This window comes from Haloarcula vallismortis ATCC 29715 (assembly GCF_000337775.1).
Lineage (GTDB): Archaea > Halobacteriota > Halobacteria > Halobacteriales > Haloarculaceae > Haloarcula > Haloarcula vallismortis.
The window spans coordinates 150,472-175,796 of sequence record NZ_AOLQ01000065.1 but is presented as its reverse complement, the minus strand read 5'-3'; the positions used below and the strand labels follow the sequence as shown (position 1 = coordinate 175,796).

Below are 25,325 nucleotides of genomic sequence, written 5' to 3'. Positions count from 1 at the left end.
CGGCACAGGTATGGGAGTCGCAGTAATCGGCGCGTCAATGACGAAATTCGGGCAACGCGACGCCTGGATCCGTGAGTTGCTCTCACAGGCGGGCGAGGAGTGCCTCACGGACGCCGGCGTCGCGCCCGATGACGTAGAGCATCTGTACGTCTCGAACATGGCCAGCGGCGAGTTCGAAGGCCAGACGGGAATCATGAATCTGCTGGCCCACGACCTCGGGGTGCTTCCGGCCTACAGCGAACGGGTCGACCAGACCTCTTCGTCGGGCGGGGCGGGCATCTACGAGGCCTGGCAGTCCGTCGCCAGCGGGGCCAGCGAGATGACGCTGTTAGTCGGCGGGGAGAAGATGACCCACAAGACGACGGGCCAGGCGACGGACATCATCGCCTCAATCACCCACCCCGACGAGTACAAACACGGCGTGACGCTCCCGTCCTTTGCCGGGATGACCGCCCGGCACTATCTGGAGCGGTTCGATGCCCCGCGAGAGTCACTTGCCCGAGTGGCCGTCAAGAACCACCGGAACGGCGTCGACAACCCCAAGGCGCAGTTCCAGAAAGAAATCACGATGGAGAAAGCGCTAGAATCGCCCATCATCGCGGACCCGCTGCGACTGTATGACTTCTGTCCGATCACGGACGGCAGCGCCGCACTCATGTTCACGACAGAGGAGCGGGCCAAGGAGATCACCGACGAGTACGCCCTCGTCTCCGGCATCGGCGGGGCGACCGACACCCATGTCGTCCACGAGCGTGACGATCCGACAATCATGGGCGGGGTCGTCGAGTCGAGCAAGCAAGCCTACGAGATGGCCGGTCTCAGTCCCGATGACCTCGATGTGGCTGAACTGCACGACATGTTCACCATCCTCGAGTTCCTCCAGCTAGAGGGTATCGGCGTCGCCGAGCAGGGTACAGCCTGGGAGCTGGCGATGGACGGCGCAACCGCCAAGGACGGCGACCTGCCGATCAACACCTCTGGGGGACTCAAGTCCAAAGGCCACCCCCTCGGCGCGAGCGGTGTCGCACAGGGCGTCGAAATATACGAACAGCTCGTCGGCGAGGCCGGGCCACGGCAGGTCGATGCCGACACCGCGCTGGCGTGTAACGTCGGCGGCTTTGGCAACTGTGTCATCACCACCATCATGGAGGCCGCAGAATGACGCTGGACGCAGGCATCTGCTCGAACGGCCACGTCTCGTATCCCACCCATCCGCTGTGTCCGGAATGTGGTGAACCACAGGAAGAGACTGTCGACCTCTCGGACCGGACCGCTGAAGTCGTCACCTGGACCCATTCGACGGCGACCCCGCCGGGCGTCCGCGAGCCGAACACGCTCGCTATCGTCGAGTTCGACATCACGGACCTCGACGAGGCGAGCGACGAATTCGTCCGCGCGCTCGGGCAGGTGACCACGGACGAGGTCGAAACAGGTGACACGGTCGAACCCGTCTACGTGGAGGAACTCCGCGACCCCGAAGCGGGTATCAAAGTGCCCGAGAGCCAGGACTGGGGCGGTTACCGCTGGGACCCCGTCTGATCAGCTTCCTTCGCCCTGCCTGGTGATACGTCCCTCCGTCGTCGGGGAAATCGTTTCCTGCTCGCTGATGGTCCTGATGACGAGGTCGGAGAGGAGTGCCCCCTCGTTCGACGAGACGAGGACAGTCGCGTCACTGAGCATGCTGTAGCCGTCGCCGCCGCCGGAGACGAAGTCGTTCGTCGCGAGCGTGTAGGTCGCTTCCGAGTCGATCGGGTCGCCACCGGCAGTCGCTTCGGTAATCCGGTCGCCGCTCTCGGCGGTTGGGTCGTAAGTGTACGTGATGTTGCTCACCTGCGGGAACCGGCCGGCCCCCGCCTCGACGCGGCTGACGCCGTTTTCCAGTGCCGCGAGCAGCGTTTCGCCTGTGACTTCCAGTTCGACAACGTTGTTCGGGAACGGCAGGATATCGACGACGACGCGTCGTGTGATGTCGGCAGGATTGTCCTCGCTCGCGTCCTCGAAGTACAGCCTGTCCGTTCGAATTCCACCGCCGTTCATGAGCGCGACATCGGCCTCGACATCAGCCCGAATGGTGTCGGCCACGAAGTTCCCCATGTTCGACTCGCGTGCCCGAACGACTGACTGTCTGGTGTCAAGCGGTTCGGTTGTTTCCCCGATGACGACATCCAGTTGCCGTTCCAGTTGTGTCTCGTAGTGGTCCTGAACGAGACTGACGAACGGGTCCGTTCCAGCAGACGACGCGCTGACATCGTGCAGTGCGAACTCGTGGTCCGTGACGCCGCCGTCGCCGACACCGAGCGCTAGCTCTCCGAGATACGCGTATTCGTCGCCGACGAACGAGAGCACAGTGTCGTTGATGACTTCCGGTTCTTCGAGCAGTGTCGCGGCGTGGTCCCCGATGATCGCGTCGACGCCGTCGACCTCCTCGGCGACGGTTCGAGCGGTCTCACTCGCGAGATGGGAGAGCACGATAACCGCGTCAGCGCCGTCGGACTGCATCTGTTCTGTCACGTCCTCCAGCGCCGACGCCGGCTCTAAGACGTCGGTGTTCTCTCCGATAGAGGTGACTTCGGGCGCCTCCGGCGTGATGAGGCCAGTAATCCCCAGCGTCACATCCCCGACGTCCGTGAGGACGTACTGCTGTGCGCCCTGGTCGGCGGCGAAAACATCGCCGTCCTCGCGGACGTTCGCGCTGACCCACGTGAACAAGCTGTCTGAGACGCGGTCGCGGAGGACCTCCGGTCCCATGTCGAAGTCGTGGTTGCCGTAGGTGTCGAAATCCAGCCCGCCGGCGTTGAACGTCGACACGACGTGTCGCCCCTCGAACACCGCGGATAGCACCGACGACGCCAGGTCGTCGCCGTTGCCAACCCGAAGTGTCGTGTCCGTATCCTCGGCGATGTCGTTCATCAGCCTGAAGTACCGGGAGACGCTCAGCTCCGCCGCAGAAGCGTTGGCAAACCGTCCGTGGACGTGCGTATCGTGCAGGAACGTGACGGTGGTTCCGTCGGTCTGTAATGCGCCGCTGGCGGTCGTCGAACCGACTGCGAGGCTGCCCAGAATAGCCGCACCCGCACCGAGTACGTCACGGCGTGTCGCCTGATATGTCATATATTCTTGTTATATAATGAACAGAACTTCATGCTTTGTGTCGCGGCAATAGTGCTGACGGGCCACAGACGCGGCAACGCGGGGCGAATTACACGGTCGAGACGGTCGTCGAGCCGGTGTCCGGGAGTGACCCCGTCTCGGCTAGCCCTGCGATGCACCCCTCGACGGATTCAGTGCGCCCCGCGTCGGCGAAGGGGGCCACCTGTACGAGTTTGTCGTCCTCGTAGACCGCAAGACAAACCGCCGGCATGACGAGTTCGCGCCGTTTCTCGCCCGTCTCCGAACTGTAACAGAGCCGGGTGTCGAAAAACGGGGCGAGACAGACACCTGCCTCGCGGGCCCACTCCGCGAAGTCGTTGTACAGGTCCCGTTCGGTTCCGTTACAGGGGCCTTGCAACGGAACGCGCTTCTCCCATTCCACCGTTTCGGTGTCATCGAGTACGCCACGGCACACCAGCTCCTGTAGCTCACGTTCGATGGCGGTACAGCGTTTCTGTGACGGCGCTGGGAGGTCAGACCGGACGAACAGGCTCGCCCGGCGACCGCCCGGAGCGGAAGAGCTGGACATGAGTAACCATATCTAGACCTGTGCGATAATAAATCATTATGTTTGATATAATGAAGGTTTCACACCGCGCTAGCGTTCGTTACCCTCGTCGCTCCCGTCCCCGTTTTCGGTTCCCGTGTCGTCTGTATCAGGGCCGTCGATATCGTCCTTAATCGACCGTAGTTCGGCGTCTACGTCCACGGGAACGTCAGTACCCCGGTCGGGTCCAGCGTCCCCACTCGCTCCTGTTTCGTCGGGCAACCGATCCTGAATCTGGCCCCGTAATTGTTGGGCTTCCTGTATAAGTTCGCGGGCATCCTCATCTTCCGGCGTCCCTTCCACAGCCTGCTGGAGGTCGGTCAACGCGGCGTCGAGACGAGAGAGGGTGGCCCGGCTCAGGTCGCTCGCGCGCTGTCGGACCTCGTCTGAGGCGGAACCGGTCGAGGTCGGTCGCCCCTCAGCCATCCGGAGGGCACGTCGGAGGAGTTTCAGCGCCTCGATATTGGTCTTCAGGATGAGGATGACTGCGGGGATAGTCACGTCACTGGTAAACCGGAGGAGTTCGCCCGGCGTCGGCGGCCGCGGCAGGCCGCTGTCGGTCGTGGGCTCGACCTCAGTCTCAAGCTCCTGTAGCGTCGTAACGAGGTCCGTAATCAGGGTGGTAAGGTCGTCGTCCGAACTCATACCTTTCTCTTGTCGCCTCGGGTACTAAAGGTCGCGCCGTGTCGGTGCCCGGACCGAACCGTCGTTGCTGTCGGCGCAGGGCTCGTGTCCGCAGATGATTAGGCTAACCAAAATCCTTTTAGCTTTAGGGGTGCCTAACCCAAGTAATGCCATCCCAGACGGACGATGTCGAGGCCTCCGAGGACCGCCCGGACGTTGCAGCACTGGACAGCGGTGCTGACAGAACCGTATTTACCGAAGACGGAAACCGAGACGGCTGGATTTCGACCGACGTAACCGTCGACCTCCGACGGTAGTCCGTCCCCCCGCGTCGCGTTTCTCTTCCCTTCGATTCTCGACTTACTTTTTATCAGATCGGTCTGCACCACACTATACACCCTGAGTTAGGCAGCGACGCTACCCGGCAGAAGAAAACGAGAGAGAAAGCGGTGTCCTGACGTTAGTCCAGCACGAGCGTGTCGTCTTCGAGGTAGTGCTCGATGTGGTGGGCGTCTTCCTCGGTCTGCACGATGATTTCACGGAGGATCTGGGCCGTGGCGTGGTCACCGAGGTTCTCCGCAAGTTCGATGTGGTCACGGAGCGACTCGATGATGTCGCCGTACATCTCGAGGTCGTTTTCGAGCGACGTCCGGATGTCGTACACGTCCTGCCCCTCCGGTTCGACCGACGCGTGCTCCTTCCTGTGCCTTGCCGCTGGAGATGGGCGTGCCACCGAGGGCCTGCGCCCGCTCCGCGAGTTCGTCGGCCGCTTCTTCGGCGTTTTCGGCCGCTTCACCGAGGAACAGGTGGAGGTCGCGGAACTCGGCGCCCTCGACGTTCCAGTGGTGCTTCTTGACCTGATGGTACAGTGTGTACGTGTCCGCCAGGTCCTGATTCAGCGCGTTGATTACCTGCTCGGACTTCTCCTTGTCGAGGCGGAGTTCGTTCTCTTCGACCTCGCCGAACTCGCGCCGGACGTGCTCTTGTGTTGCCATAGTCATCTTATTGTACACATGGAAGCCACTTAAAGATTGTTTTGTGAAAATATGTTTTCGGGAACCCAAAAATTATGTTCTGAGATGGAATGGCTGATTACCTGAGCTGAAATATTATCCGATATTAACAACCACCCTTCAGGTCAGCACTCCGTACTTGAAAGAAGAAGGAGCGGGCCTACTGAGATGGCACCCGGGAAACGACGAGTGCGACAGCGTGTTCACCGATAGCGCTGCTCTCGACCGCTGTTTCACGAAGGACTTGCTCCTGGTGGACCGCAACGACCGCGGCGAGCAGGTACTCGTCGAGTTCAAGATACGTGCCATACTCTTCCCAAACACTCTCTCTGACGGCCATGAAAAACGTCTCGGGCGTGCGGTGTAGCACTGCGTCGTCGAACCGCTTTCGCCACTCATACACGAGGTCCTCGACGCCAGGGTTCTGCCGCATCGTCCGCTGGTGATCGGCGAGCGCGGAGCGTAACTGTTCTTCGTCGACGCTGTTCGTCTCCGCGACTCCACGGATTACTCTGTCGTCAAACGGTGCCAAGAGTGCTGTGTCAGTCATCGAACGCCGCTACGGGGGTGACGAACTAAAACACCGCCACACCGAAATCGCGGTAATGAATCGTCTAGATTCCCGCTCGCTGGGAGTTCCCCACACATATATTCGGGCCCATCGTAACCATCGACTAGAGGCATGGGACGATTATCGACGTTGTTTGCGCCGGAACGTGTCGCAGTGGTCGGGGCGACCGATTCGGAGGGATCCGTCGGTCACGCGGTCACCACGAACCTGCTCGACTCCTTCACAGGGGAGGTTCTGGCCGTGAACCCGAACAAAGAGACAGTACATGGATTGCCGTGTTACGACAACCTCGCCGCCATAGAAGACCCTGCGTCCATCGATGTGGCCGTTGTCGTCGTACCGCCGACAGTGGCGGTCGACGTTATCGAAAACGCAGGGGAAGCGGGTATCGAGAACGTTGTGGTCATCACCGCCGGGTTCGGTGAGACCGGCAGCGACGGGGCCGAACGCGAGCGACGGCTCCGCGAGGCGGCCAGCGAGTACGACCTGAATCTGGTCGGCCCGAACAGCCTCGGCGTGATGTCGACGCCCGTCGGGCTCAACGCCACCTTCGGCAACGAGATGGCCAGCGACGGCGACATCTCCTTTATGAGCCAGTCGGGCGCGTTCATCACCGCCGTGCTGGACTGGGCCGCCGAGCGCGATGTCGGCTTCAAGGACATCGTCTCGCTCGGGAACAAGGCGGTGCTGGACGAGAGCGACTTCGTCGCCGAGTGGGGCGACGACCCCGATACCGACGTGATTCTGGGCTACTTGGAGGACATCGGCGACGGGTCGTCGTTCGTCCAGACCGCCCGGGAGGTAACACAGGACACACCCATCGTGCTCGTCAAATCCGGCCGCACAGACGCGGGTGCGAGTGCGGCGGCCTCCCACACCGGTGCGATGGCCGGCTCCGAGCGGGCCTACGAGGCGGGCCTCGACAAGGCCGGGACGCTCCGGGTCGAGTCCGTTCAAGAACTGTTCGACTACGCGCAGATTCTCGCCGGCCAGCCGCTCCCGGACGGCGACGAGATTGCTATCGTCACGAACGCCGGTGGCCCCGGCGTGATGACGACCGACGCCGTCGGCGACTCTGACCTGCAACTCGCCCAGTTCGGCGACGAGACGTTCTCCCGGCTCCGCGAAGAGATGCCCGACGAGGCCAACATCTACAACCCGGTCGACATCATCGGCGACGCGCCAGCGGAGCGCTTCGAAACGGCGCTTGAGACCGTATTGGCGGACGACAGCGTCTCGATGGCTGTCGTCGTCGCCTGCCCGACGGCAGTGCTTTCCTTCGAGGAACTCGCAGAGAGCGTCGTTGAACAGCAGGAGCGATTCGGGAAACCCGTCGCGGCGACGCTGATGGGCGGGAAGTCGGTCGATGCCGGTGCGAACGTCCTGAGCGAAGCGGGCGTGCCGAACTACTTCGACCCGGCCCGCGCCGTTGGGAGTCTGGACGCTCTCAGGCGTTATCGCGAGATCAGGGCAACCGAGTACGAGGAGCCGACGACCTTCGACGTGGACCGCGAGCGGGCCCGTGAGATACTTGAATCCGGTGCCCGACGCGGGTCGAACCGACTCGGCGTTGAAGCGATGGAACTGCTCGACGCGTACGGGATTCCGACGCCACAGGGCGATGTGGTCTCCTCACCCGTCGAAGCGGAGGCTATCGCCGAGGATATCGGCGACGACGTGGTGATGAAAATCGTCAGTCCGGATATCCTGCACAAGTCAGACATCGGCGGCGTCGAGGTCGGTGTCCCGGTCGAAGAGGTCCGTGACACCTACGAGGACCTCGTCGTCAGGGCGCGGAACTATCAGGAGGACGCGACGATTCTCGGCGTCCAGGTTCAGGAGATGGTCGACCTCGACAACGGCGTCGAGACGATTCTCGGAATGAACCGCGACCCACAGTTCGGGCCGTTGCTGTTGTTCGGCCTCGGCGGTATTTTCGTCGAGGTGCTCGAAGACAACACTGTCAGTGTCGCCCCCGTCAGCGAGAACGAGGCGAAGGGGATGCTCGATGACATCGACTCTGCACCGCTGCTGCGCGGTGCCCGTGGCCGCGACCCCGTCGACGAAGCCACGCTCGTCGAGACCATCCAGCGGCTCTCGCAACTCGTCACTGACTTCCCCGCTATCGTCGAACTGGACATCAACCCCCTCGTCGCGACGCCCGACGGGGTACAGGCGGTCGACCTGCGGCTCACCCTCGATCAGGAGAAACTATGACCGACACGAACACGCTACTCGTCACGTCACTGGAAGAAGGTATCGGCAAGACGGCTATCACGCTCGCGCTAGCGACGCGTGCCCACGACGCGGGCTACGACGTCGGCTACATGAAGCCCAAGGGGACGCGTCTGCGAAGCGCGGTCGGCAAGACGCGGGACGAGGACCCGATGCTCGCCCGCGAACTGCTCGATCTGGAGACCGACCTCCACGATATGGAGCCCATCGTCTACTCGCCGACGTTCATCCAAGAAGCCATTCGCGGGCGTGAGGACCCGGCCGAGCTCCGTGAGCGACTGCAGGAGGGCATCGAGACGTGTTCGGACGGGACCGACCTGCTCCTTGTCGAGGGGAGCAGCGACCTGACGACTGGGAGTATCGTCGACCTCACGGACATCGATATCGCTGAACTGCTCGACGCCCGCGTGCTGTTAGTCACTGGCTACGATACGCCCAGTGATACGGACGAAATTCTGTCAGCGGCCCGGGCAATCGGCGACCGACTGGACGGCGTCCTGTTCAACGGCGTCACCGATGCGACAGTGGACGAACTCGCCGACGACGTGGTTCCGTTCCTCGAAGGCGAGGGAATCCCGGTCCACGGAATCCTGCCCCGTGACCGCTCACTCGCCGGTGTCACCGTTGCCGACCTCGCCCGGAACCTCGGCGCGGACATCCTCACTGGCGATGCCAACACCGACGTCCACGTCGAGCGGTTCAGCGTCGGTGCGATGAGCGGAAGCAGCGCGCTCGAACGCTTCCGGCGGACGCGCGATGCCGTCGTCGTCACCGGCGGCGACCGCTCGGAGGTCCAGACCGCGGCACTCGAAGCGTCCGGTATCAAGGCGCTGCTTCTCACAGGCGGGTTCCAGCCTCCCAGTGCGGTCATCGGACAGGCGGCCGAGAAAAACGTCCCAGTGCTGTCGGTCCAGTCGGACACGCGAACGACGATAGACAGAGTCGAAGAGGTGCTCCGAACCGGGCAGACGCGTAACGAGGCAACGGTCGACCGTATGCAGTCGCTACTGGACGACGGTGTCGACATCGAAACGCTGCTGTCGATCGATCTGTAGAACCGTCGTTTCGGCTGGGAAGTAGTCCGTTCCTAACGGAACGCGGCCCCGTGCTACGGGGAAATCTCCAGATGAAACGTGCCTTACTATTTTAGTGATCGGTAGCCAACCAACAGATGGAGCCTTATCGGCTCCGTAGTGTCACACGACGGGGGTTAGCCCCCGTTCTATCCCCTTGGGTCACGGACTGACGGTTACTGATCGATAGCCGGCCGTAATACCGACTGCGGGAGATCCGCTCTGAGGCCGTCAATCACGCCGTCTGGCGATTCGATATCAAGTGGTGGAACTGGCCAGACAGAGGACCCAGTCATCCGTTCGATACTGTCCGGGTTCGTGCGCTCTGCGGTCGTCGCGCCCTCGTACTCGTTGAGAACGACGCCGACGACTGGCACGCCTCTCTGGCGGAGCGTCTGCACTGTCAGCGCGGTGTGATTGAGCGTTCCAAGCCCCGAACGAGCGACGACCAGCGCGGGAAGCCCGACATCTGCAACGAGGTCAATGACCTCTCGACCGTCTGCCAGCGGGACACGCAGACCGCCGATGCCCTCGACGACAGCTGTCTCGCGCCCGGCAACGACATCAGCGACCCCGTCGCGAATCGACTCGTAGGAAAGCGTGACATCGTCATCTGCTTCTCTCGCAGCCACTTCCGGTGCCAGTGGTGGTGACAACCGCTCCAGACAGACTGCAGCGTCTGCGGTCCCACAGATGGACTCGACGAACGCCGCGTCGTCGTCCGGCGGATACCCGGTCTGGCAGGGCTTGACGGCGACCGCGTCCGTTTCCATATCCCGCAGCCAGCCCGTCAGTCCGGCAGTCACGACTGTCTTGCCGACGCCGGTATCGGTCCCGACGACGAAGACGCCCTCATCTGCAATGTGGCCGGTCCCGTGCTCAGGTTCCGAGTCTGCCGCCCTATCGCTCACAGCACACCCACCTCTATGCCAGCAGTTCGGAACGCGTCGAGACACTGCGCGATATCGTCGGCGGTGTGTGTCGCCATCGGCGCGACCCGGATACGAGAAGTCCCCTCTGGCACCGTCGGCGGCCGAATCGCAGGGGCAACGATACCGTGCTCACGCAGGCGGTCGGCCAGTTCCAGCGCGTCGCCGCGGTCACCGACGACGACCGGGAGGATATGTGTCTCGCCAAGCACCTCATAGCCCATAGTCTCCAGGCCGTCCCGGAGCGTGGCCACGGTGTCCCAGAGTTCCGCCGCGCGGTCGGTCTCCCGGGCGATTCGCAGCGCCTCGCGGGCCACCGCGGCGTTCGGTGGGGATAGCCCGGTCGAGAAGACGAACGACCGCGCGGCATTCAGAAGGTACTCCACAAGTACCTCGTCGCCAGCGATGTAGCCGCCCTGGCTCGCCAGCGCCTTCGAGAGGGTGCCCAGCTGCACGTCGACACGGTCACTTAGCCCGTCGCGCTGGACGACGCCACCGCCACTATCGCCGAACAGTCCTGTTGCGTGTGCCTCGTCGACCATCAGCCACGCACCGTACTGCTCGACCACGTCACAGATGGACCCCAGCGGTGCGATGTCCCCATCCATGGAAAAGACGGAGTCGGTGACGACGAGCCACTGTTCGTCCTCGTCGGCGTCAGCCGCTCGTGCGTCCATCTTCGCCCGTAAATCGTCAGGGTCGCAGTGGTCGTACACAACCGTCTCGCTCGCCCCGACCCGGCAGCCGTCGATAATCGAGGCGTGGTTCAGTTCGTCTGAGAAGACGACATCCGGAGCCAGCGCGTCGATGGTTCCGATATTGGCCGCATAGCCCGACGAGAACACCAGCGCTCGCTCGGTCCCTTTCGAGGCTGCGAGGTCGCGCTCCAGCCCGCGGTGGACCTGCGTGTCACCAGTGACCAGCCGTGAGGCCCCTGCACCGGTCCCGACGGTCCGTGCGCCCAGTTCGGCCGCTCGCTGGACCCGGCTGTCGCCGGCCAGTCCGAGGTAGTTGTTCGCGGCGAAGACGACTGCGCCGTCGCCGAACTCCGGCGAACCGCCTTTCGGGTCGTCGGCGAAGCGGGTCCGCGCCGAGACGGATTCGGCGACCTCCAGATGCCGGCGGAGGTTCTGTGCCTCGCGCTGTTCGAGTCGGTCGCTCAAGTCGAAGCCATGAGTCATAAAAAAAGGGTCAGGCTGTCTCAGAAACCGGGCATGAGGTCGGCAGGGCCGAACACGCCGTAGTGGCCGGCGCGGTTGTTGCGGACACCGGCTTTCAGATAGCCCAGCGCAGGCCCGTTGACGTTTGCCTCCATGCTCGTCACGTCGTCCAGTTCGAAGGTGTTCGTTCCCGTCTCCCCGTCGAAGGTCGTCCCTGTCACGCTGACCGTGGTCGTGGTCGGTTTCTCGTCCGAGCGCACGTCGAGGACGCCGCCGACGTGGACGTTTTCAGCGTCACAGATGCCAGCCCGTTCGAGGAGTACGTCGTCGGCGTGTTCCATGTCGTGGAACTCAAGCACGCCGTCGTGGTCGTCGATGAGTTCCTCAATTTCCTCTTCGCTCATCTCCCGGGCCGTCTCGATGTCGTAGCCGTCGAGATGGGCGATGTCCTCCCGGACGGTGCCGCGGTTGTCCTCGTAGCCCGATTTGAGGCCGACGCCCCACCAGATTTCGACCTCCTCGACTTCGACGAACGACTGGGCAGCGAGCGCGGCCGCGCCGGTCAGGAAGCCGGGCGTCGCGCCGGCACCGCAGACGAACGTGATGCCGGATTCCTTCAAGAGGTCCTCGCGGTCGTCAAGCATGCCGATGACGCGTGAGCGCTTGAGCACGTCGATCATCACGCCCTCGTAGTCGGCTTCCGCGAAGCGCTCGGCAACGCGTGGGATGAAGTCGTGTTCGAGGTTCGGCAGCGCCAGCAGCACGGCGTCGATAGCGTCGCTCTCGGTGATGATATCGTCGATAGGCGTCTCCGTCGGCTCGCCCTGTTCGCTGGCGACGATACCGGACTGGTCGCCGTGCTGTTTGACCCCGTCGGCTTTGGCGGCAGCTGCACCGCCGTCGGTCGCAACGTCGCCAGGGCCGTCATCTTGCGGCCCGCTCGCGATGTTGCCTTCCGTCGCCGCCAGCAGTTCGTCCACGTCGAGGCCGCCGTGGTCGATGGCCACGCCGTTGCGGTCACAGGCCGCGACGGCAGTGAGGCCGTCCTTGTGCTGTGAGACTTCGAGCGTCCGCCGTCCGATACCACCGGTTCCAAGCACTGCAAAGCGTATGTCGTCCATTGTCAGTCGTCGGATTTGAGTTCTGATTTGGTCTGTGCTGTCCCTGCTGCCGTCTCGGTCTCTGTCTCGTCGGCCGCGCGTTCTTTGACCGCCTCGGGGTCGAACTCGTTCGCCTCGGTGTTCGGTTCGAGCCCGGCCTCCTCCATGATTTCGAGGTCGTCGGCCGCCGTCTGTCCCTCGGTAGTGAGGTAATCACCAGTGAGGATGCCGTCCGCGCCGGCCTCCAGCGCGGCCACCTGTCCGTCCGTGTCGAGATTGACCTCGCGGCCGCCGGTCAGGCGCACGCGGGACTCGGGATGGAGCAGGCGGTACACCGCGATGGTCTTCACGACTTCCTCGGTCGTGATGTCGGGCAGCCCCTGTTCGGCCATGGGAGTCCCAGCGACCGGGTTCAGGATGTTGACCGGCAGCGAGGAGATACCGATGTCCTGCAGGGCCATCGCCGCATCAACCCTGTCAGTCGGCGATTCTCCCATCCCCAGAATGACGCCGGCACAGAGGTCCATACCGGCCTCTTTGGCGACCCGGAGCGTCTCGACCCGCTTTTCGAACGTGTGGGTCTGGACGACCTCCGGGAAGTATCGCGGGGAGGTCTCGATGTTGTGATTGTAATGGTTGAGACCCTCCTCGGCCAGAATTGCGGCCTCCTCTTCTGTCAGGATACCGAGGCTGGCGTCGACCTCCACGTCCGTCTCGTCGCGGACGAGGCGGATGGCTTCGAGGACTTCCGCCCACTCCTCGGGGCGGTTCTCCTTCGAGACGCCTTTCTCGGCGACGACGATACCGAACCGCTGTGCGCCGTCGCGTTCGGCGCGTTTTGCGGCCTCCAGTATCTTCTCCGGGCCGAGAAAGCCGTAGTTGTCGATGCCGGTGTCGAAGTGGACCGACTGGGCACAGAAGCCACAGTCCTCCGCGCAGTTCCCGGCTTTGGCGTTTACGATCGAACACGCGTCGACGGTGTCGTCACCCAGTTGCGTGCGCACGTAGTCGGCCCCGGCTGCCAGGTCGTCGACTGGCTGTGCGATAAGCGCCAGTCCGTCCCGTCGGTCGAGGCGCTCGCCGTCCAGCACGCGCGTGACGGCGTCGTCTACCGTTTGGTTGCCCGTCTCGTAAACCACACTCGCGGTGTCGGTTGACGGCTGCATAAAGATTCGGGTGGGTTCCGCAGCCGACCTGCTAATTGCGGGGGTACCGTTTTACCAGCCCCAGTGTTACACAGTCACATGGCTGGTTCGACGGAGGCGGGAACCGAACACATCACCGAAGACGGCCACGAACACCGGAGTCGGTGGCCCCTGATAGCTGCAATCGGCGCCGCATCGCTGTACCTAGGCGTCGGGCTGGTCTTTGTCGGGCTTGACTTGGTCCCGTCTGTGGTCCCGATTGTCCTCGGCGGCGCTGGTGTGATTGGCTTGCTGACCGGACTCGCCGGGTGGGCCAACGAGGCGTTCATCGCGGAGTACCTGCAGCGGCGTGAGGGGAAGGCGGCGGAGCTGTACACCACGACGATGCTCCTGTTTCTCGTCTCCGACGTAGCGACGTTCGCCGCCGGCTTCGTCTACTACGCGTTCATCCGGGCCGGCGCGTGGCCGCCGGCCCATCTTCCGCCGTTGCTCGGCTCGCTTGTAGCCATCAACACAGCGTTGCTGCTTGCAAGCAGCGTCACGCTCCATTACGGCCACGAGGCGCTCGAAGGCGGGAACCGGCGGCGGTTTCTCGGCCTGCTCGGCGTGACCCTGCTGCTGGGTGTCGTCTTCCTCGCCGGCCAGGTGTACGAGTACTACGAGTTCGTTGCCGTGGAGGGGTTCGGCATCGGGTCCGGTGCGTTCGGAAGTGCGTTCTACGGGCTGACTGGCCTCCACGGCCTCCACGTCGCGCTTGGCGTAGTGCTGCTCGCTATCGCCTTCGGGCGCGCGCTCCGGGGCCATTACACGCCTGAGCGGGACACAGCTATTCGGACCACGTCGCTGTACTGGCACTTCGTCGATCTGGTATGGGTATTCCTTGTCGTCGTCCTGTACCTTGGCGCTGCGCTCTGAGCGCACAGCGAGTGCAGGGCCGCTACTCCGACCGTCCGGCCCGCTGCTCCAGCCGCACCAGCCGCCGGTACAGCGGCGGGGCCAGAACGCCGAGGAACCCGAGCGCGATGGCGAACACCCCGAGCGGGAACTGGAGCGGCGCGGCCGCAAAGCAGGTGTTCTCGGCGACGAGAGTCACGTAGTACTGCTCGCCCTCGTAGGAGACGATGCTCCCGCGTCGGAAGCTGTCGGCGTTGGGCACGTCACCGACGACCTGCTCCTCGCCGACCGGGTCGTCTACAGCCGTCAGAAACGCCGTCTGTTCGGCCGGCGAGAGTTCCTCGAAGGTGAGCTGTGGAAGCTGCGGTCCCGGTTCATTCTCGCCGAACCGCTCGGCCGTCTCCTCTGGCCCCTCCACGCCGATAGTCGGGTTTCCACAGTTCTCCAAATCTGGCTCAATGAGTGCGTACCCGCCGGGCACAGCTCCGGCGATGCCGACCGCGATGAGCAAGACGCCGACGAAGGGCGCGAGATACTGGAACACGAACGAGTCAGCACCGTCGCTCATCTGTCAGCCGCCCCCATCAGTCCGGGTCCGAAGCGTCTCGTCTGATTTGAGGTACTGGAAGGTCACGGTCAGCCCAATGCCGTACGCCCAGTGGGAGACGAGCACGAACGTGAGATAGCCGACGAACGCGAGCCCGCTCTGGCCGGTGTAGAAAGCGATGGCAAACCCGGTGGATATCAGCGTCGCGAACACCAGTCCGGTTTCGAACAGCAGGCGACCGGGGAGGTAGTCAGAGAAGGCGAGGAACAGGAGCGGCCACGTAACGGTTCCACCGACCAGAAACAGGACTGCGCCGATGGCCGGACTCGCAGGCAGCCCAACCAGCTCGGCGATTTCACCGAATGAAACTGGATCGAGGACGCCGATGAGTATCGCCGTAATGAGCCCGCCGGACATCAGAACTGTGCCGACGAACCCGCCCGCGGCGGCCATCCAGGCGTTCCGGGAAACGGTCTGTGCGACAGTGCCGACGCCGCCGGCCAGCCCAGTCGGCTCGGCTTCAGGGGCATAAGAGCGCCGGGTCGACTCGGGCTCGGTCGGCTCAATGTCGTATTTGTCTATCATACGCTGTTCGAACCACTGCCATTCACGGGTGAACTGGTTCGTCGCTTTCAGCCCCCACGGGTCCGTCGTTGTAACGGGGGTTCCGCGCCAGTAGGAGACGAGCATGTTGTACAGCCACAGCAGGGCACTCAGGCCGATGATGTAGCCGCCTACAGTCGCGATCTGCTGGGCGAACTGGTACTCCGGCGGGTAGATGGCCTGTCGTCGCGGGAGCCCTATGCCGCCGATAACCAGCAACGTCATGAACGTCACGAACGACCCAAAGACGATCAGCAGCGCCTGAAACCTCGCCATCCGCGTGTCGTACCACCGGCCCGTGATGAGCGGGTACCAGTAGTAGCTCGCGGCGATCATCAGGAACGGGATGATGCCAACGACGATGAGGTGGAAGTGGCCCACGACGTAGTAGGTCCCGTGATAGAGGATATCGACGGGGATGACGGCGAGGAACACGCCGGTGACGCCGCCGATGATGAACGTCCCGATGCCGCCGGCACAGAGAATAAACGGTGCAGTCAGGCGGATGTCTCCCTCCCACATCGTCGTGATCCAGTTGAACACCTTGATCGCGCTCGGGACGGCGATAGCGATAGAGACGGCCATAAAAGAGAGTTTGACTCGCGGGTCCGCACTCGTCGTGAACATGTGATGCGCCCAGACGCCAAAGGAGAGGACGCCAAGGCCCAGCGTCGAGTAGACGATGAACTGGTAGCCAAAGAGCTTCCGGCCGACGAACTTCGGCAGGATGAGGCTCATCAGCCCCGTTGCCGGAAGGAAGAGGATGTACACTTCGGGATGGCCCCAGAACCAGAACAGGTGTTGCCAGAGAATCGCGCCGCCGCCCTCCGTGGCGAAGAAGGCCGTTCCGAGGTTTCGGTCGAGCAGGAGCATCACCAGTGCGCTCCCCAGCAGCGGGAACGCGAACAGCGCGATGCCGCTCGTGACGAGCATGTTCCACGAGAAGATATCCAGATTTGCCCAGCTGACACCCTTGCCGCGCTCGTAGACGATTGTGGTGATGAAGTTGATGGCTCCGACCGTGGTGGCGATGCCGCTCAGGTGCAACCCGAGCAGTAGCAGGTCTATCTGGGGATTGGGCTGTTGCACGGACAGTGGTGCGTACAGGGTCCAGCCGACGCTCACCTCTCGCATCGTGAGGAAAAACCGGATGGCGTCCGCCGGGAGGACTAGGTTCAGCACCTGGCCGAGCACCTGCATCATGAGTCCCATCCGGACCAGAATCAACGCCGGCGGCAGCAGCCAGAATCCGATGGCGTTGACTCGCGGGAAGGCCATGTCGTCGGCCCCGATGAGCAGCGGCAGGACGTAGTTCCCGATGCCAAAGAACACGGGCAGAACAAAGAATATCAGCATCGTCAGCCCGTGCGTCGTAAACAGCGCGTTGTACGTCTCCGGTGTCCAGATGTCTGCCGGCGGCGTCAGCAGCTCCGTCCGGAGCATCATGGCGTCGACGCCGCCCCACAGGCCGGCAACAGTGCCAAAAGCGATGTAGAGCAGGCCGATGTCGCGGTGGTCAGTCGTCGTCAGCCAGCGGTACACCTCGGATTGGATCCGACCGATTTCGAACTCGATTTCTTCCCGGGTCGTGTATCCGCCGTCGCTCTCCGGTCGCGCCTTCCGCCGCTCCCAGACCCACAGGCAAAGCACTGACAGCGCCAGCACAGTCAGCGCGGTCCCTTCGACGATAGCTCTGTTTAGCATCTGTGTGTAACGTGCCGTCCCGGAACGATTGGTCGTGTCGCCATGCTACACGTTACCAATTTCTGACACGGCCACACTGATAAAACTACGCAGGAGCCACGGGCCCGGTAGCTGTCACTGCCTGCGTGTTCTGGCTTTGGGCAAGTTATTTGACATGGGGATTGGTACAGTGTGACAATGCGTCTCCGACGGCGCGTGGTTCAGGCGGGCCTTGTCGTGGTCGGGCTCTCGCTACTTGCTGCTCCGGCTGCAGCGCAGTCGGTCAACAGGGCAGCTATCGATGACCTCAACGAACAACTCCTGTACGTCGCTTTGCCGCTGACGTTGTTCGTAGAACTCACGCTCGTGTACGTGATCTACCGGTTCCGGAACAATGCCGACCCGAAGCCGACGGTCGATGACCCGGCGCTAGAGGTGACCTGGACGGCCGCGACAGGGGCAATACTCGTCTTTGTCGGGGTCTCAGCGTTCGTGGTGATGGCCAACCCCTATATCACGCCCGCAGCGGCCGAGGCATCCGCTGACGGCGACGCCTTCGCGGATGATACGGAGATAGATGTCCTCGCCTACCAGTGGGGCTGGGAATTCTCGTACACCGACGTGAACGTCACGACTGAGGAACGGCTCGTCATCCCAGCTGACGAGAACGTCACGTTCAGGCTGCAAACGACGGACGTGATTCACGCCATCTACATTCCGAAACTGGGTGTCAAACAGGACATCTTCCCTGGCCGGACGATGACGGCCCGTACGCGTGCGACCGAACCCGGCGAGTACCGGCTGTACTGCGCCGAGATGTGCGGGGCCGGCCACAGCAGGATGGACGCCACCGTCGTCGTCAAGAACCAGTCCGCATACGACACGTGGGTCGAGAATCAGACCGCGACGGCCGGATAGGTCGGCCGCCCAATGTGACCGCTCAGTATAGGTCGTCGAGCTCGCCTTCGGTGTGGCTGTGGGACTTGCTCGGGAACTCGCCGGATTCGACAGCGTCGATGTACTCGTCGACAGCGTCTGCGACTTCGCCGCGAACGTCGCCGAACTGCTCGGCGAACGGTGGGCTAGACTCGGAGAGGCCGACCACGTCGGTAAACACGAGCACTTGCCCGTCGCAGTCGCCGCCGGCTCCGATACCGATAGTCGGAATGTCGACGGTTTCGGTGACCTGAGCGGCGAGGTTGGCCGGGATGTGTTCGAGCACCAGCGCGAACGCGCCAGCGGCCTCGTGTTCGCGCGCTAGGTCGAGGATTTCCTCGGCCTCCTCGCGGCCAGTCGCCTGTCTGGTGTAGCCGGTCTGGTTCACGCTCTGTGGCGTGAGTCCGAGGTGGGCCATCGTCGGGATGCCCAGCTCCGTCAGCCGCTCGGTCAGCTCGACCGTGTGTGGGCCGGATTCGAGCTTGACCGCGTTTGCGCCCTCCTCTTTGAGCATTCGCCCACAGTTCTGGATGCTCTCGCTCTCGTCCGCGCCGAAAGAGAGAAACGGCATATCGGCGACGACCAGCGCGTCGTCTGCGCCGCGTGCGACCGCGCCGACCCGGGACGCCATCTCATCAAGCGTGACCGGGAGCGTGTCGTCATGACCGAGGACGGCGTTCCCCATACTGTCGCCGACGAGGATGACATCGACACCCGTGTCGTCGACGATGCTCGCGGTGACGGCGTCGTACGCTGTCAGCATCGTGATCGACTCCTCACCAGCCATCGCCTGCAGATCCCGGACAGTTGGCATATCCGAGCCGGGGCGCGCCTCCGCCTTACCTGTTCGGGTTGCGCAGTTTGTGCGGGAAACCGCAAGGTGCTTGCCGCACCTAGCTGTACCATCGGACGTGCCAACAGTCGAGAAGACGGACCCGGACGGCGTGGACTTCGGGTGGGTAATGCAGGTCACGTTCGTGTCGACGATTCTCGTCGGCTCGCCGCTCGTCGTCCTCGCGTCGACTGCGGTCACCCTTCAGACATGGACCGCGCGGGCGCTGTTCGCGGTCCGCGTCGGCGCGCTTATCTGGTTCCTGACGGCCGTCTGTGTCTACCTCTACGCGCGATACCGGGCCTGATCGAACTCGCTCGCCCACTCGAAGGCCATCCCGGCTCGCTGGGCGGCCGTCGCGTCGCTCTCCGAGTCGCCGACGAACACGGTCGCTTCGGGGTCGACGCCGATCTCTTCGGTAATTGTCAACAAGCCCTCTGGGTCCGGCTTCGAGGATGCGACGGTGTCCCGGCCGACGACCGGGCCGACGTAGCTGTCGAGGTCATGCGTATCCAGCGCGGTCCGACACGCTTCCTCGGCGTTGAGTGAGCAGACGCCGACGGGGACGCTGTGGGGGAGGCCGTTTGCGAGGGCCAGTCGCTCCGAATCGTACGCACCGGTCCGCTCGTGGTCGGTGATCGTCGCTTCGACGGCGTCACGGTAGCCAGTCTCCGAGGACAGCGTCAGCATCTCCCAGAGGTCGCGGTTCCCAGGGTCGACGTTTCGTTCGCGCAGCACTGCCGCAACGTCGCTGGTCACTGTCCCCCAGTCGACAGCCAGCCTGACGAGCGTCCCGTCAAGGTCGTAGATGACGGCGTCGTGTGTCACACCCACCGCTAGGGCCGACACCTGCAAAACCGCTTCCCCTCCGCTCTACTCCAGCAAGTCCTGTGCGATGATGTTTTTCTGGATTTCGCTGGTCCCCTCGTAGATAGTCGTCACCTTCGCATCGCGGTAGAACCGCTCGATAGGGTAGTCAGTCGTGTAGCCGTAGCCGCCGTGAATCTGGACGGCCTCGTTGGTCACGTCGACCGCTGTCTCGCTCGCGAAGTACTTCGCCATGCTCGCCGTGGCTCTCGCCCGCTCGCCGCGTTCCAGTTGCTGTGCGGCGTTCCACGTCAACAGCCGTGCCGCCTGCACGTTCGTCGCCATGTCCGCGAGTTTGTGCTGAATCGTCTGGAACTCGCTGATCGACTGGTCGAACTGCTCGCGCTCCTGTGCATAGTCGAGGGCTTCGTCGAGAGCGGACTGTGCGAGTCCGACCGCTTGCGCAGCGATAGCGACCCGGCCGGTCGTCAGAATCGACAGGGCTGCGGCCAGTCCCTTCCCTTCCTCGGTCAGCTGGTAGCGTTCGGGCACGCGGACGCCGTCGAACTGCAGCGGCGTCGTGTCGCTCGCACGAAGCCCAAGCTTGTCTTCCTTCTCGCCGACGGTGAGCCCGTCTGCGTCTTTCGGAACGAGGAACTGCGTTATCGAATCCGGGTCGTCTGGGTCGGCCTTCGCGAAGACGATGACGACGCCCGACCGCTTGCCGTTGGTAATCCACTGCTTCTCACCGTCGATGACGTACTCGTCGCCGTCGCGCCGAGCAGTGGTCGACATCTCCCGGGGGTTCGACCCGGCCTGTGGCTCCGAGAGCGCGAACGCGCCGACAGGCCGGCCGTCGGCCATCCTCGGGAGCCACTCGTCCCGCACTGCCTCGGAGCCGAACTGTGCGATACACGAGGTCGCAAGGCAGTGGACTGACAGCGCCGTCGCGACTGCGAGGGACCCGTACGCGAGCTCCTCGTTGACCAGCGCGTAGGTCGGTTTGTCCGCGCCGAAGCCGCCGTATTCGACCGGCGTAGTCAGCCCAGTGATATCGATATCCGCGAGCCCGTCCCAGCACTCCTCGGGAAAGGACTGCTCACGGTCGGCGTCGGCGGCTTTCGGGCGGATATCCTCGACGGCGAACTCTCGAACGGTGTCGCGGATGGCTCGCTGCTCAGCGGAGAGATCCATACCGACCGTTACGCCGGAGTCGGCAAAATATCAAGGGGTCAGCTGGACTCGACGAGGTCGATGTCGAGATACTGTTCGAGCGCCTTGATCGTCGACCCGCCGACGTTCGCCTGCGTCGCGCGCCCTTGCTCGACAGCGAGGACGTCCGCTTCGTCCAGATCGAGTTCCGCAGCCAGTTCACTTGTCTGCAGTCCCTCACTCTGGCGCGCCTCTGTCACGCGCTCGCCGTACTTGCTCACCAGATACGGGAGCTGGTCGTCGTCGTAGTCAGCGCCGTCCTCCCAGTGGGACGTGTCGGTCTGTTGTGCGTCCTGTAGCTTCGCCGCGTTCTGTGCGGCTTTGCGCTTCCGGTTCTGCTCGTCGCGCGAGCTGTCACTGCCCGTCGTTCGCTCATTTTCCCCGTGGTCACGTGCGCAGCTGTCACACACCTGGAGGGTCGCACCAGCGACGTTCGCGGTCTGGAGGTCGCCGTCGCTGCCGCAGAGCTCACAGCTCCCGCCGGCGCTGTCGCCACCACTGCCGGTCGAGTATTTGGCCATGCCCCCCGTAGCGGTTTCGTGATATTTCAAACGTCCGGTTCGACCGAGTGTCACACCCTCCCGGGGCGGGTCCAAACGAAAGCGCTTTTATTGACCCACCGGGAACGATTGAATGCACTAAGCAAGAGCGCGCGTGGGTAGCCAAGCCAGGCCAACGGCGCAGCGTTGAGGGCGCTGTCCCGTAGGGGTCCGCCGGTTCGAATCCGGTCCCACGCACTCTCAGAGTGCAGGTGCATTCCCTTGGGACTGCACCCACGCAAACTTACTTCGGACACAACGCTTCCAGAGCGTTGGCTGTCCAATCCGTTCTCAAGAAACCGATAGACGCGTCCTGAGCGAGCCCACTCCTCGCTCACCGCATCTCGTCGAGCGCGACAGCGTGGTCTATGTCGACCGAAATCCAGTGGGTCGGGAGCTCCTCGTCTTGGTCGCTAAAGACGGTGAGCTCGGTCGGATTGTCCGCGTCGTCAACCGCATAGTCGAACCGAGTCGATCCTGCGGGGCGAGCAGACGAGTCACGGAGTGGGTCGTACACTGACATCGTCAGTCCCTCACCTAATCCGACGTAGACGCACCCTATAAGCGGCAGTTGCCATTCTTGCCCTGTGGGAATCTGGTCGGTGACCCGCTTCAGTTGCTTCTGGCAACGAGAACTCGCGGGACCGGACTCGAACCGGATAGAGCCGGTTGGCCTCACCTCGTTCGGCCGCTGCGCCTCCCAGGGCTCGAATACCCCCCGGCCGCTATTCGTCCTCACTGTCGTTCGGACAGAATATGCGCGGGACCGGATTCGAACCGGAGCAAGAAATGCTCGCTCACAACAGTTCGCTGCGCGTTCCTTGCAGGGTTCGCTCCGGTCCTGCTCTTCGCTCACTTCGTTCGCTCATGCGCGGGACCGGATTCGAACCGGCGGACCCCTACGGGATAGCGTCCTAAGCGCTACGCCTTTGGCCTGGCTCGGCAACCCGCGCGCACCAGTCGATATCCGCGTTGGCATCAAGAACCCTTCGCTTGCGGGCGACGAAGGTTTAGGTAGGATGAGGAACAACGAGCTGTTATGCACCGCGCCAGCGACCGAATCGAGCACGACGAGTGGCTGTCCGATATCGAGGCGGCGTCGGACAGGCTCGACCTCGGAACGGCGGCGCGGTCCCATGCGGTCGACCTGTTCCTTTCGACAGTTCCGGCGGAGGACCGGTCGAAACAGGCGACGATGGCGGCCAGTGTGTACGTTGGCGCCCTGGTAGCCGGCGAGGAGCGGTCCCAGTCCGCTGTCGCGGAGGCGACTGGCGTCTCCCGGTTGACGATTCAGCAGCGCTGGAAGGGCCTGCTGGAGACAGCCGGACTCGAAGCGCCGGGCTGGTAACTACGAAATGTTCTGACGGCCGGTGCGATTCGGGGTCAGGTTCCCGTGTTCGTCGATTTCGCCCTCGACGATTCGGGTCGAAGAGATGATATCGCCGTCTTCAGCGCGGACGTGTGGGACGACTTCGATTTCGAGCGGGTCGTGGCCCCGTTCTTCGCGGATTTCGTTGATACGACGGCCGCCGGTCTCCGTCTCTGGCGAGACGACGAGCATGTCGAACTGCGGTTCCGTGGCGATGCCGGTCGGTTCTGTGAGTTCTCGGACCTCCCACTCGCGCTCCCAGTCGGCGGCGAGCGCCGCGAGCTCGTCGGCAAGTGCGGATTTCCGTTCGCTGAACGGGCGAACATGGCGCTGGTCGTGGCGCGTCTTCGGCGCGAGGTCGTCGCTGGTGAGGCCAACTGTCACGTCCCCGAGTTCGAGTGCGCGTTCGAACAGCGCGCGGTGCCCGTCGTGAATCGGGTCGAACGTTCCCCCCAGCGCGACATTCATATCCCGGGCAACGGCACGGGTAGGTTTAGTAATATCGACTTGCGAAACAGCCTGCTGGAGCCGGGTTTGACTACACGTCGGCGGCGTCGTTTTAATCTTCAGACTCGTCTGGGTCGGTGCCGGTGTCCTCGCCTGCATCGGCGTTCGTCGCGTCGTCGTCCGCATCTTCGACCGTAATCGTCACTGGCTCGTCGTCGGGTTCCAGTGTCGTTTCGCCGCCGATGTGGTCGTCGAGATTGAACACTGTGTTCAGTTCCGACTGGATGTCACCGACGATGGTGTTGACGAGGTCGCTCGGCGAGATGGCGCTGTACTCGTAGGGGTTGTTGCCCGCGCCGTTGCTCTCACGCTTCTGGCGCGTCACAACCTCTTCCTCGGTGAGCGCGGCCAGGGCCTCGCGGACGGTGCTCGGGTACAGGCCGGTTCCCTCGGCTATCTCCTCGCTGGTACTTTCGGGCTGTTGTCGCAGGTGCACGTAGATCCGCGCTCGCGTCTCCGTGTCAAGGACCCACGCCAGCAGGTCGACAATTCCCTCGTCGAACTGCTCGACCGCGCGGTCTGCCTCCTGTTCGATTCGGTCGCGGACATCGTCTGTGTCCTCGAGGTCGTCGTGGTCGTTGTCGTCTGTAGACATACGTTGTCTCTGTGAGGACAAAAGCTATAGCTGGATAAAAACCCTTGGCTATGGCGCTCTGCCGTTCACTCAGCCGGTTCGGCTCTGGACAACAGGGCAGCTCAGGACAGTCGCAGCGAGTCAGCGAGCGCCATGACGCCCTCCGCAGAGCGAAGCCGGCGCTGTCGTTCTGCGCCGCTTTCGCGGTCGTACAGCTTCCACAGACCATCGATACCTAGGCGGTCACTCTCGATTTCAACCAGTTCCTCGACTGACCGTGTGGTCGATAGGTCACGCGACAGCAGTTCGGCGGACTGGCCGTGGCGAATTGCGCGCCACTTGTTCTCGTCGAGGAACTCCCGACGGAGTCGTCGGCCGGATTCTCCGTCCTCGTAGCGCTCGGCGAGGTCGACAACGAGTTCGTAGACGTACTCGACAAATGCCAGCACCCGGTCCGGGTCAGCCTGCCCGTCTGGCGCACGCACTTCGACGGTGCCGTGGCCGGAGTGGGGCCGTACATCGAACCAGAGCTCGCCGCGGTCGTCGATGCTCCCCGTTTCGAGCATCCGCCGTTCGTAGGTCTCGAAGGCGTCGTAGTCGTCGAACGCCGTCGGCATCCCGGTGTTGGGCAGGGCTTCGAATATCTTCCCACGGGCGGACTGCAACCCGGTGTCGAAGCCGTTCCAGTACGGCGAGTTCGCCGACAGCGCGAGCATCAGCGGGAGATGCCAGCGGAGTTCGTTCGCCACCCAGACGGCCTTATCGGCGTCGTCGACACCGACGTGGACGTGCAGCCCCGCGGTCGTGTTGCGGTGCTGTGGATACTGGATGCGGTCCAGCTGTGACTTGTAGCGGGGCTTCTCGGCGTGTTCGAGTTCGCGCCACTTCGCCAGCGGGTGCAGACCCGCAGCGGCGATATCGAACCCGTTCGCTTCGGCGTGGTCGACCAGCGCGTCCCGGACTGACCGGAGGTGGTCACCGGCGTCCGCCGGGTCGTCGATGCGTGGCGTCTGTGTCTCGATAACGCACTTGAACAGCTCGTGGTCAAGCCGGCCGTCGAGAACCGCTGGCGGCTCCGTCTCGTAGACGAGTTCGTCCGTGCCAGACGTCGGGCGACCGAACTCGTCGACGACGTAGAACTCTTCCTCGATGCCAAGCGTCCCCATCCGGGTAAAATGCTCGGCAGAACCCGTCGCGTCCATTATTCAGCACATCGGAATCGACCCGGTAAAGCCTTCCGTCCCTGCCCGCTCGGCCCACATAACTGGCTCTGCT

At 63.4% G+C, this 25,325-nt stretch carries 27 protein-coding genes, 2 tRNA genes and 1 pseudogene; 10 read left to right on the top strand and 20 right to left on the bottom strand.

What is annotated here, in order from left to right; translation table 11 throughout:
• Positions 1–10: 10 nt before the first annotated feature.
• The gene (locus C437_RS15840) at positions 11–1,162 is read left to right on the top strand and encodes a thiolase family protein (RefSeq protein ID WP_004518002.1); all 1,152 of its coding nucleotides are present in this window, start codon (positions 11–13) and stop codon (positions 1,160–1,162) included.
• Positions 1,159–1,539 (top strand): Zn-ribbon domain-containing OB-fold protein, encoded by a 381-nt coding sequence (locus C437_RS15835; protein ID WP_004518001.1) that lies wholly within the window; start codon positions 1,159–1,161, stop codon positions 1,537–1,539. The genes C437_RS15840 and C437_RS15835 overlap by 4 nt, the downstream gene beginning before the upstream one ends.
• Here the strand turns inward: C437_RS15835 and C437_RS15830 are convergent, their stop codons facing one another.
• The 3 genes from C437_RS15830 to C437_RS15820 all read right to left on the bottom strand — a co-directional run bounded on the left by C437_RS15830 (position 1,540) and on the right by C437_RS15820 (position 4,342).
• Positions 1,540–3,111 carry a bifunctional metallophosphatase/5'-nucleotidase gene (locus C437_RS15830; protein ID WP_004518000.1) on the bottom strand — a complete coding sequence of 524 codons (1,572 nt, stop codon included), beginning with the start codon at positions 3,109–3,111 and terminating at the stop codon, positions 1,540–1,542.
• 88 nt (positions 3,112–3,199) lie between these two features.
• Positions 3,200–3,679, bottom strand: coding sequence for an HTH domain-containing protein (locus tag C437_RS15825; RefSeq protein ID WP_004517999.1), 480 nt, complete (start codon positions 3,677–3,679; stop codon positions 3,200–3,202).
• A gap of 69 nt (positions 3,680–3,748) precedes the next feature.
• Positions 3,749–4,342 (bottom strand): DUF7547 family protein, encoded by a 594-nt coding sequence (locus tag C437_RS15820; protein ID WP_004517998.1) that lies wholly within the window; start codon positions 4,340–4,342, stop codon positions 3,749–3,751.
• A gap of 146 nt (positions 4,343–4,488) precedes the next feature.
• On the opposite strand from C437_RS15820, the gene C437_RS20700 reads away from it, so the two are divergent.
• On the top strand, positions 4,489–4,638 hold the full coding sequence (locus C437_RS20700) for a hypothetical protein (protein ID WP_004517997.1): 150 nt from the start codon (positions 4,489–4,491) through the stop codon (positions 4,636–4,638).
• Between the two features lie 143 nt (positions 4,639–4,781).
• Here the strand turns inward: C437_RS20700 and dpsA are convergent.
• Both dpsA and C437_RS15810 read right to left on the bottom strand, forming a co-directional pair.
• Positions 4,782–5,316: pseudogene (gene dpsA / locus C437_RS15815) on the bottom strand (DNA starvation/stationary phase protection protein DpsA).
• 178 nt (positions 5,317–5,494) lie between these two features.
• Entirely contained in the window at positions 5,495–5,884 is a 390-nt protein-coding gene (locus C437_RS15810) for a hypothetical protein (RefSeq protein ID WP_004517996.1), read from the bottom strand.
• Between the two features lie 132 nt (positions 5,885–6,016).
• Between C437_RS15810 and acs the strand changes: the two genes are divergently transcribed.
• Complete coding sequence (gene acs / locus C437_RS15805; RefSeq protein ID WP_004517995.1) at positions 6,017–8,122, top strand: acetate--CoA ligase alpha subunit; 2,106 nt, start codon at positions 6,017–6,019, stop codon at positions 8,120–8,122.
• The gene (locus C437_RS15800; RefSeq protein ID WP_004517994.1) at positions 8,119–9,195 is read left to right on the top strand and encodes a phosphotransacetylase family protein; all 1,077 of its coding nucleotides are present in this window, start codon (positions 8,119–8,121) and stop codon (positions 9,193–9,195) included. Before acs ends, C437_RS15800 begins: the two co-directional genes overlap by 4 nt.
• Before the next feature lie 194 nt (positions 9,196–9,389).
• Here C437_RS15800 and bioD read toward each other — a convergent pair whose 3' ends face one another.
• The 4 genes from bioD to bioB are packed head-to-tail and all read right to left on the bottom strand — an operon-like array spanning position 9,390 to position 13,541.
• Positions 9,390–10,124, bottom strand: a complete 735-nt coding sequence (gene bioD, locus C437_RS15795; RefSeq protein WP_004517993.1) for a dethiobiotin synthase — start codon at positions 10,122–10,124, stop codon at positions 9,390–9,392.
• Positions 10,121–11,323, bottom strand: coding sequence for an aminotransferase class I/II-fold pyridoxal phosphate-dependent enzyme (locus tag C437_RS15790; RefSeq protein ID WP_004517992.1), 1,203 nt, complete (start codon positions 11,321–11,323; stop codon positions 10,121–10,123). Before C437_RS15790 ends, bioD begins: the two co-directional genes overlap by 4 nt.
• 20 nt (positions 11,324–11,343) lie before the next feature.
• Entirely contained in the window at positions 11,344–12,423 is a 1,080-nt protein-coding gene (locus C437_RS15785) for a saccharopine dehydrogenase family protein (protein WP_004517991.1), read from the bottom strand.
• Positions 12,424–12,425: 2 nt separating this feature from the next.
• The gene (gene bioB / locus C437_RS15780) at positions 12,426–13,541 is read right to left on the bottom strand and encodes a biotin synthase BioB (RefSeq protein WP_049919861.1); all 1,116 of its coding nucleotides are present in this window, start codon (positions 13,539–13,541) and stop codon (positions 12,426–12,428) included.
• A gap of 105 nt (positions 13,542–13,646) precedes the next feature.
• Here bioB and C437_RS15775 point away from each other — a divergent pair, with 105 nt between their 5' ends.
• Entirely contained in the window at positions 13,647–14,462 is an 816-nt protein-coding gene (locus C437_RS15775; protein ID WP_004517989.1) for a cytochrome c oxidase subunit 3, read from the top strand.
• A 22-nt stretch (positions 14,463–14,484) separates the two neighbouring features.
• On the opposite strand, the gene C437_RS15770 is transcribed toward C437_RS15775, so the two are convergent.
• Both C437_RS15770 and C437_RS15765 read right to left on the bottom strand, forming a co-directional pair.
• Positions 14,485–15,009 (bottom strand): hypothetical protein, encoded by a 525-nt coding sequence (locus C437_RS15770; protein ID WP_004517988.1) that lies wholly within the window; start codon positions 15,007–15,009, stop codon positions 14,485–14,487.
• A 3-nt stretch (positions 15,010–15,012) separates the two neighbouring features.
• Positions 15,013–17,295 carry a DUF6789 family protein gene (locus C437_RS15765; RefSeq protein WP_004517987.1) on the bottom strand — a complete coding sequence of 761 codons (2,283 nt, stop codon included), beginning with the start codon at positions 17,293–17,295 and terminating at the stop codon, positions 15,013–15,015.
• A gap of 177 nt (positions 17,296–17,472) precedes the next feature.
• Between C437_RS15765 and coxB the strand changes: the two genes are divergently transcribed.
• Positions 17,473–18,192, top strand: a complete 720-nt coding sequence (gene coxB, locus C437_RS15760) for a cytochrome c oxidase subunit II (protein ID WP_004517986.1) — start codon at positions 17,473–17,475, stop codon at positions 18,190–18,192.
• A 22-nt stretch (positions 18,193–18,214) separates the two neighbouring features.
• Here the strand turns inward: coxB and panB are convergent, their stop codons facing one another.
• Complete coding sequence (gene panB / locus C437_RS15755) at positions 18,215–19,024, bottom strand: 3-methyl-2-oxobutanoate hydroxymethyltransferase (protein ID WP_049919855.1); 810 nt, start codon at positions 19,022–19,024, stop codon at positions 18,215–18,217.
• A gap of 97 nt (positions 19,025–19,121) precedes the next feature.
• Here panB and C437_RS15750 point away from each other — a divergent pair, with 97 nt between their 5' ends.
• Positions 19,122–19,349, top strand: coding sequence for a DUF5822 domain-containing protein (locus C437_RS15750; protein WP_004517984.1), 228 nt, complete (start codon positions 19,122–19,124; stop codon positions 19,347–19,349).
• Here the strand turns inward: C437_RS15750 and C437_RS15745 are convergent.
• From C437_RS15745 to C437_RS15735, 3 genes are read right to left on the bottom strand one after another with little or no spacing between them, the layout of a single operon-like run.
• Entirely contained in the window at positions 19,328–19,870 is a 543-nt protein-coding gene (locus C437_RS15745; RefSeq protein WP_004517983.1) for an HAD family hydrolase, read from the bottom strand. The genes C437_RS15750 and C437_RS15745 overlap by 22 nt on opposite strands.
• A gap of 45 nt (positions 19,871–19,915) precedes the next feature.
• A complete protein-coding gene (locus C437_RS15740) occupies positions 19,916–21,043 on the bottom strand; it encodes an acyl-CoA dehydrogenase family protein (protein WP_004517982.1) in 1,128 nt (375 codons plus the stop codon).
• Positions 21,044–21,081: 38 nt separating this feature from the next.
• Positions 21,082–21,582, bottom strand: a complete 501-nt coding sequence (locus C437_RS15735) for a helix-turn-helix domain-containing protein (RefSeq protein WP_004517981.1) — start codon at positions 21,580–21,582, stop codon at positions 21,082–21,084.
• Between the two features lie 131 nt (positions 21,583–21,713).
• Between C437_RS15735 and C437_RS15730 the strand changes: the two genes are divergently transcribed.
• Positions 21,714–21,798: transfer RNA gene (locus tag C437_RS15730), tRNA-Leu, on the top strand.
• A 136-nt stretch (positions 21,799–21,934) separates the two neighbouring features.
• Here the strand turns inward: C437_RS15730 and C437_RS15725 are convergent.
• Both C437_RS15725 and C437_RS15720 read right to left on the bottom strand, forming a co-directional pair.
• Positions 21,935–22,123, bottom strand: a complete 189-nt coding sequence (locus C437_RS15725; protein ID WP_004517980.1) for a DUF7511 domain-containing protein — start codon at positions 22,121–22,123, stop codon at positions 21,935–21,937.
• Between the two features lie 345 nt (positions 22,124–22,468).
• A tRNA-Leu gene (locus C437_RS15720) sits at positions 22,469–22,553 on the bottom strand.
• A gap of 86 nt (positions 22,554–22,639) precedes the next feature.
• Here C437_RS15720 and C437_RS15715 point away from each other — a divergent pair.
• Positions 22,640–22,948, top strand: a complete 309-nt coding sequence (locus C437_RS15715; RefSeq protein ID WP_004517979.1) for a cyclin family protein — start codon at positions 22,640–22,642, stop codon at positions 22,946–22,948.
• On the opposite strand, the gene C437_RS15710 is transcribed toward C437_RS15715, so the two are convergent.
• The 3 genes from C437_RS15710 to C437_RS15700 form a co-directional block, all read right to left on the bottom strand.
• Positions 22,949–23,437, bottom strand: a complete 489-nt coding sequence (locus tag C437_RS15710) for a phosphopantetheine adenylyltransferase (protein ID WP_004517978.1) — start codon at positions 23,435–23,437, stop codon at positions 22,949–22,951.
• A 91-nt stretch (positions 23,438–23,528) separates the two neighbouring features.
• A complete protein-coding gene (locus tag C437_RS15705; protein WP_004517977.1) occupies positions 23,529–24,071 on the bottom strand; it encodes a winged helix-turn-helix domain-containing protein in 543 nt (180 codons plus the stop codon).
• 101 nt (positions 24,072–24,172) lie between these two features.
• Positions 24,173–25,252 (bottom strand): glutamate--cysteine ligase, encoded by a 1,080-nt coding sequence (locus tag C437_RS15700; protein ID WP_049919854.1) that lies wholly within the window; start codon positions 25,250–25,252, stop codon positions 24,173–24,175.
• Between the last annotated feature and the right edge of the window lie 73 nt (positions 25,253–25,325).